The 1,278-nt window shown below is 68.1% G+C and carries 1 protein-coding gene; it reads left to right on the top strand.

Going from position 1 to position 1,278, the window contains the following annotated elements:
• The first annotated feature begins 85 nt into the window (after positions 1 to 85).
• Positions 86 to 1,246 (top strand): protein kinase domain-containing protein, encoded by a 1,161-nt coding sequence (locus ABWI07_RS44180; RefSeq protein ID WP_107083115.1) that lies wholly within the window; start codon positions 86 to 88, stop codon positions 1,244 to 1,246.
• Positions 1,247 to 1,278 lie beyond the last annotated feature (32 nt).

The following is a 1,278-nucleotide window of genomic DNA, read 5'->3' as shown; positions in this document are numbered from 1 at the left end:
TGTTACTGGTGGTTGTCCCGGCGTAGCGTGACGGGTACACGCCTGGTACACCATGCGTCGCGGTGCGTGCCGTGAAGGGGGAGTCGTGCTGGCAGGGACCGTGCTGGACGGCCGCTACCGGCTGATCGAGCCGATCGGTGCGGGCGGGTTCGGGCAGGTCTGGAAGGCGCACGATCCCAAGGTCGACCGGCTGGTGGCGGTCAAGGTCCTCACCGGCGACGGCAGCGCGGACAGCAGCCGGCAGGCGGCCCGCTTCGCCCGCGAAGCCGCGGTCGCCGGCGGCCTGTCCCATCCGCACATCGTCACCGTGCACGACTTCGGCTCCGCGATGGACGACGGACGGTTGCACGCCTACCTGGTGGTGGAGTTGCTTCGCGGAAGGCCCCTCAGCGTTGTGCTGAAGGACGGCCGACTGCCCCTGCCCGATGCCGTTCGCACGGCGGTCTGCATCGCCGATGCCCTGGGCACCGCGCACGGGGCAGGTCTGACCCACCGCGACATCAAACCGTCCAACATCATCGTCCGCTCCAACGGCCAGGCGACGGTGGTCGACTTCGGCATCACCAAGAGCAGCGACGAACGGCATGACATCACCACCAGCGGCGTCCTGATCGGCACCCCGGCCTACATGGCGCCCGAGTGCTTCAACGGGACCTTCGACCACCGCTCCGACCTGTACTCGCTCGGGTGCGTGCTCTACGAGATGCTCACCGGGCACCAGCCCTTCACCGGGACCTCCTGGCACCTGATCAACCAGCACCCCAACGAACAGCCGGCTCCCTTGATCAAACGACGGCTCTCCACCCCGCCTGCACTGGTCAACCTTGTTGAACGGCTCCTGGCCAAGAACCCTGACGACCGCCCAGCCGACGCCTTCCAGGTCATGCTGGCCCTCCGCGAAATCGACCGGCGGTACTTCGATGAGGGCTTGCCCAACCGTGGGCTGGACAGATACGTCCGCTCCGCCGTCAGCCCCCGCATCGCAGCCTTCGGCGCGGTCACGCACATTCTTCTGGCAGACCGGGCGCCCTGCCCGGCCTGCGCCTCCGAGCCTGGCGCAGGCGGTGCGGAGGGCTGTGAGTCCTGTCAGGGAACCGGCGAGGCTTCCGCCGAAACAACCCATCGGATCCGGATTCCCCCAGGGGTAAAAGCGGGGCAGCGACTACGTCTGAAAGGACTGGGCTGGCCGGGAAGGAACGGGGGCGAGGCGGGGGACCTCTTCGTCGTCGTGCGGATCGAGGGGTAACACGCAGCCGGGGCATCGAGGCCAAGCCGGAT

This window comes from Actinomadura sp. NPDC000600 (assembly GCF_040492135.1).
Classification (GTDB): Bacteria; Actinomycetota; Actinomycetes; order Streptosporangiales; family Streptosporangiaceae; genus Spirillospora.
The sequence above is the reverse complement of the archived record's forward strand: the minus strand, read 5'-3'. Positions and strand labels throughout refer to the sequence as shown.